The sequence below is a fragment of the Wenyingzhuangia sp. genome, assembly GCF_039768515.1.
Classification (GTDB): domain Bacteria; phylum Bacteroidota; class Bacteroidia; order Flavobacteriales; family Flavobacteriaceae; genus Wenyingzhuangia.
This window is the reverse complement of the sequence record NZ_JBDNAI010000081.1, coordinates 1-6,029: the sequence shown is the minus strand read 5'-3', so window position 1 is coordinate 6,029 and position 6,029 is coordinate 1. Positions and strand designations below refer to the sequence as shown.

Here is a 6,029-nt window from a genome sequence, read left to right as displayed (position 1 = left end):
TTGCTGACCTATACGAGCAATACCAAAAAAATCCCGACAGTGTTGAACCTAGTTGGAAAAGTTTTTTTCAAGGATATGATTTGGCAAACGAATCATACTCTGATGAAACCAATATTGAAGTACCGCAAGAAGTAAAAAAGGAATTCTTAGTTCTTGACTTGATCAATGGATACAGAACAAGAGGTCACTTATTTACCAAAACCAACCCCGTAAGAGAACGAAGACATTACGAGCCTAATTTAGAAATAGAAACTTTCGGGCTCTCCAAAGACGATTTAAAAACTGTATTTAGTGCAGGAGAGGTTATCGGTATTGGTGCGGCTACTTTAGAAACGATCATCAATAGATTGAAGAAGATTTATTGTGATTCTATTGGAATTGAATACATGTATATTCGAAAGCCTGAAGAGCTAAAATGGTGGCAAAGCAGGCTGAACAAAAATGCCAATAAAGCTGATTTTAATACTGAACAGAAAAAATATATTCTTAAAAAATTAACTCAAGCAGTAGGTTTTGAGAGTTTTTTACAAACAAAATATGTTGGACAAAAACGTTTCTCTGTAGAAGGAGGTGAAACCGTTGTACCTGCATTAGCAACAGCTTTGAGAACAGCTGCTGAAAAATACAATGTCAAAGAATGTGTATTGGGAATGGCTCACCGTGGTCGCCTAAACACCCTAACAAACATCTTTAAAAAACCAATTCGTGATTTATTCTCTGAGTTTGAAGGTAAAGATTTTGACGAAGAAAACATAGATGGGGATGTGAAATATCACATGGGGTTAACGCGAAGCAAAACTTACCAAGATGGCTCAGAAATGAGAATGAACTTACTGCCTAATCCATCTCACCTAGAAACTGTTGGGCCGGTTGCACAAGGAGTAACAAGAGCAAAAATAGACACCCTTTACAATGGAAATGAAGGAGCTATTTTACCAATAATTATTCATGGAGATGCTGCCGTTGCTGGTCAAGGTGTAGTCTATGAAGTCATCCAAATGAGTAAATTAAATGGGTATAAGACTGGTGGTACACTTCACCTGGTTATCAACAACCAAGTAGGGTTCACAACCAACTATTTAGATGCACGATCAAGCACCTACTGTACAGATGTAGCAAAAGTTACCCTGTCTCCTGTCTTGCATGTCAATGCAGATGATGTTGAAGCAGTTTGTCACGCTATTGAATTGGCCTTGGAGTTTAGAATGACTTTTAAACGAGATATTTTTATAGATTTATTGGGATATCGTAAATATGGTCATAACGAAGGTGATGAACCAAGATTTACACAGCCTCAGCTATACAAGAACATAGCGAAACATAAAAATCCAAGAGATATTTATATCGAACAACTGATCAATGAAAATAGCATTGATCAAAATTATGCTTTGCAACTACAAGAAGAATATAAATCTTTACTGGAAACCAAATTCTTACAGGCCAAGGAAGATAAAACATCAAAGGTCATTCCTTTTATGGAAGAAACCTGGAAAGGTTTTGTTAGAGAAGGAATAGAAGAAATGTTAACTTCTATAGATACTACCTACCCTCAAGACAAACTAAAAGAAATCACCAAGGTCGTTTCGCAGAACCCAGAAGGGGTGAAATTTGTTCGTAAAGCACAGCGAATCATTGAGGGTCGTTCAAAAATGGTCTTCGAGGACAATAAACTTGACTGGGGGTTAGCTGAAACATTAGCATACGGATCACTCCTAGAAGAAGGGTTTAATGTTCGTATTTCTGGGCAAGATGTTGAGCGTGGTACTTTTAGTCACCGACATGCCATCCTTAGAGATGAACTTTCAGAGGAACGCATCAATTTATTAAACACCAACAAGAACAACAAGGGAGTCATGACCATTTACAACTCTTTATTATCCGAATACGGAGTTTTAGGGTTTGATTACGGTTACGCAATGGCGCACCCCAACACATTGACAATCTGGGAAGCACAGTTTGGTGACTTCGGAAACGGTGCTCAAATTATGTTTGACCAGTACATCTGTGCCGCGGAAGACAAATGGAAACTCCAGAATGGAATCGTAATGCTCTTACCTCATGGGTATGAAGGACAAGGTTCTGAACACTCCTCAGCAAGAATAGAAAGATACTTACAATTGTGTGATTATGATAACATGACCATTGCAAATTGTACAGAACCTGCAAACATGTATCACTTGTTGCGTCGACACATGAAAAGAAATCATCGTAAACCATTGGTTGTCTTTACACCTAAAAGTTTGTTACGACATCCCAAAGCTGTAAACACCATTGAGGATTTAGCAGAAGGAGCTTTCCAAGAAGTAATAGACGATCAAAGTATCAAAAAAGAAAATGTTCAAAAAGTCGTTTTCTGTTCTGGTAAATTCTACTATGACTTACTAGAAGAAAGAGAAAACTTAAATAATGATACTGTTGCTTTAGTGCGTATAGAGCAACTATTTCCTTTGCACAAAGAAAAAATAAAAGAAATCGTAGAGTCATATCCAGAAAACGCAGAATTTATCTGGGCACAAGAAGAACCAGAAAATATGGGAGCTTGGTCTTACATGCTACAACGTTTTGATGTGGTTCCTCTAACAAATGCCTCTCTAAGATACTACTCCGTACCTGCTGCTGGATCTAGCGCTAGATTTAAGAAGAGACATCAAGAAGTAATCAATAAAGTTTTTCAAAAATAAAATAAAACAGAAATAAATAATCTCAAAAATATTATCTAATGGTTTTAGAAATGAAAGTCCCATCACCAGGGGAGTCAATCACAGAAGTAGAAATCGCAACTTGGTTAGTTGAAGATGGTGATTATGTAGAAAAAGACCAACCTATAGCAGAAGTTGACTCTGATAAGGCTACTTTAGAATTACCTGCTGAAGAAAGTGGAATCATCACATTAAAAGCAGAAGAAGGTGACGCAGTAGCAGTTGGTGCTGTGGTATGTTTAATTGATAGGGATGCTGCGCAACCAGAAAGTGCTTCTGCTCCTGCTAAAACTAAAGCAGCAACTCCTGTTGAAGAAAAGAAAGAGATTAACCCTGCACCAGCCGAAACTCCAGTGATAGTTGCCAACTACGCAACAGGAAGCGCTTCGCCTGCTGCTAAAAAAATATTAGATGAAAAAGGCATAACCTCTGAGAGCATTCAAGGAACTGGAAAAGATGGAAGAGTCACTAAAGAAGATGCAATTAAAGCAGTTCCTGCGATGGGAACAACCATTGGTAGTCGTTCGTCTGAAAGCAAGAAAATGTCTATGCTACGAAGAAAAGTAGCACAACGATTGGTTGCGGTAAAAAATGAAACTGCTATGCTAACAACTTTTAACGAAGTTAATATGCAACCTATTTTTGATTTGAGAAATCAGTATAAAGAAGAATTCAAAGCAAAGCACGGTGTAGGTTTAGGTTTTATGTCTTTCTTTACGCTTGCTGTAACAAGAGCTTTAGAATTGTATCCTGACGTAAACTCAATGATAGATGGTGATTACCAAATAAAAAATGATTTTGCTGATATTTCTATTGCTGTCTCTGGTCCTAAAGGATTAATGGTACCGGTAATTAGAAATGCTGAAAACTTATCATTCAGAGGAGTTGAAGCTGAAGTAAAAAGATTGGCCTTAAGAGCTCGTGACGGTCAAATTACAGTAGATGAAATGACAGGAGGAACCTTTACCATAACCAATGGTGGAGTCTTCGGTTCTATGCTATCTACACCCATCATAAACCCACCACAATCTGCTATTTTAGGTATGCATAACATTGTAGAAAGACCAATGGCTGTTAATGGTCAAGTCGTCATTCAACCTATTATGTATGTAGCACTGTCTTACGATCATCGTATCGTAGATGGACGTGAATCTGTTGGATTCTTAGTCGCGATAAAAGAAGCTATAGAAAACCCAATTGAACTGTTGATGAAAAACAATCCTAAAAAAGCATTGGAATTGTAACCAATAAGTATCTAGATAAAAAAGAGGAGTTTGTTAAACTCCTCTTTTTTTTTGCAAAAAACTTTAAAACTATCTAAAAACATATAATTTATCAAATAAATTGTATTAAATTTACGAATAATATAATAATATAGTACTTAAGTGTCAATACAATAAAAATACCTAGTTGCTATTTATCTTTAATTAACAAGTTTAAATTCTAATACACAAAAAATCACACGAATGAAAAAGAAAATTTTACTGATCGCTACCCTGCTATTAATAGCAGTGTTATTTTTTGTAAATGGAAAATTAAAAAATTCAGCTACCCCAATAAAAAAAGCACCAACACCCAGCCAATTAAAAGAAGAGGTAATCTCAGTTTACAGCGATCATTACTCTTCCATCTCAACAGACATCAACCCCAATTGGGAGCAAGAAACGGTGATGTCGGAAATAGAGGTTGAGGGGGATAGGGTGATGAGTTATTCAAACCTTAATTATCAAGGAATAGACTTCCCTTACACAGATGTTTCAACCATGAATTATCTTCACTTAGATTACTATACAGTTGATGCCACTGAATTTAAATTTTTTCTGATTGCAGATGGTGAAAATGCTTATGACATAGCAGCAACGCATGGAATTAAAAATGGCCAATGGGTAAGTATCGATATTCCGATCCGTTATTTTTCAAATGCTGGTAGAGATCTTACAGAAGCTGTTCAATTTAAAACTGTTGGTAACAATAACTTGTTCTTGGACAACCTATATTTCTGGAAAGAACCTACTACAACAGATGCTAACGCCTCACTAAGCAACTTAAGTGTAAATGGACAGACCATTCAAAACTTTAACACGTTAAAAACAAATTATAATATCGAATTGCCTTACGGTACTAAAAATCTTCCGAAAATAATAGCTACTCCTAGTAATGAATTGGCTGCGATTGCTATTTCCTCTGAGGAGAATCTCCCCGGAGACACAACTGTACTGGTTACCGCTCAAGATGGCATCACCACCAGACGATACACCCTCTCTTTTTCTGTGGATCCAACGCCAAGTGAAGGCGCTCCAAACCCAATACAAAATGAAAAAAACGTAATCTCAGTGTATAGCGACAGCTTCAATTCTATTGCAACAAACATAAATCCTGGCTGGGGACTGCAGAAAACTGTGATGACAGAAATTGAAATTAACGGTAACAAAGTAATGAAATGTTCTAATCTTGACTACCAAGGCATAGAGTACAAACCAACAAATATTTCAACAATGGAATATTTACATTTAGATTACTACACGCTAGATACGACAAAATTTAAATTCTTTCTAATTACCTCCGATAACGAGAAGGTTTATGATGTAGCCAACAGAGAAGGAATAATCAATGGGAAATGGATCGGTGTAGATATTCCACTTGATTTCTTCTTCACAGAAGTCCCTGACAATTAGAACACTACGGCCATTCAATTCAAAACTGTAGGTAACAACAATCTATTTTTAGACAACTTATATTTTTGGAAATAAAGTTTATTTTTGAAATTTGATAAAGGTAAAAATTAAAAAATCATTCGTTCAAAACAGAGGTTTTTTCGACAAAATCTTATCCACTATCCTGTACAACAATGATATTATGATTAATTTACGACATAAAAACCAAACATTACCAATACAAAATTGAAAATTAAAGGAATTTAGCACAGTTAATATTGGCTAAAAACTTGTAGGGTAAATATATAGGTGTTCTTTTCTTAGTTATCGTTTCATATTATTTAAATTTAGAGGAAACTAAAACTATAATATTATGATTAAAAGAACTACACTACTTTTTTTAACTCTGTTGTGCTTTACAATAGGGTATTCGCAAGACTCTGCTGCACCGGAACCCACTCGTCAAGCAGAAGACGTCATTTCTGTGTATAGCGACAGTTATACTTCTATTGCAACAAATACAAACCCAGGCTGGGGACAAGCAACAGTAATGTCAGAGGTTGATTTTGATGGAAACAAAATCATGAAATATGAAAACCTAAATTACCAAGGACTTGAATATACATCATCTGACGTTTCTGCAATGGAGTACGTGCATTTAGACTATTACACTTCT

Annotated in this window: 3 protein-coding genes and 1 pseudogene; all 4 read left to right on the top strand. The window is 36.0% G+C overall.

Annotated features, from left to right (window positions below):
• The coding region (locus tag ABF281_RS04820; protein ID WP_347180559.1) for a 2-oxoglutarate dehydrogenase E1 component at positions 1-2,681 on the top strand (2,681 nt) is incomplete at its 5' end.
• A gap of 38 nt (positions 2,682-2,719) precedes the next feature.
• Positions 2,720-3,943, top strand: a complete 1,224-nt coding sequence (gene odhB / locus ABF281_RS04815) for a 2-oxoglutarate dehydrogenase complex dihydrolipoyllysine-residue succinyltransferase (RefSeq protein WP_347180558.1) — start codon at positions 2,720-2,722, stop codon at positions 3,941-3,943.
• Positions 3,944-4,165: 222 nt separating this feature from the next.
• On the top strand, positions 4,166-5,374 hold the full coding sequence (locus ABF281_RS04810; RefSeq protein ID WP_347180557.1) for a cadherin-like beta sandwich domain-containing protein: 1,209 nt from the start codon (positions 4,166-4,168) through the stop codon (positions 5,372-5,374).
• Positions 5,375-5,726: 352 nt separating this feature from the next.
• Positions 5,727-6,029: pseudogene (locus tag ABF281_RS04805) on the top strand (hypothetical protein); the annotation flags it as partial.

Coding starts and splice junctions, on each gene's coding strand:
- ABF281_RS04810 (WP_347180557.1), top strand. CDS start 4,166: ATGAAAAAGAAAATTTTACTGATCGCTACCCTGCTATTAATAGCAGTG.
- odhB (WP_347180558.1), top strand. CDS start 2,720: ATGGTTTTAGAAATGAAAGTCCCATCACCAGGGGAGTCAATCACAGAA.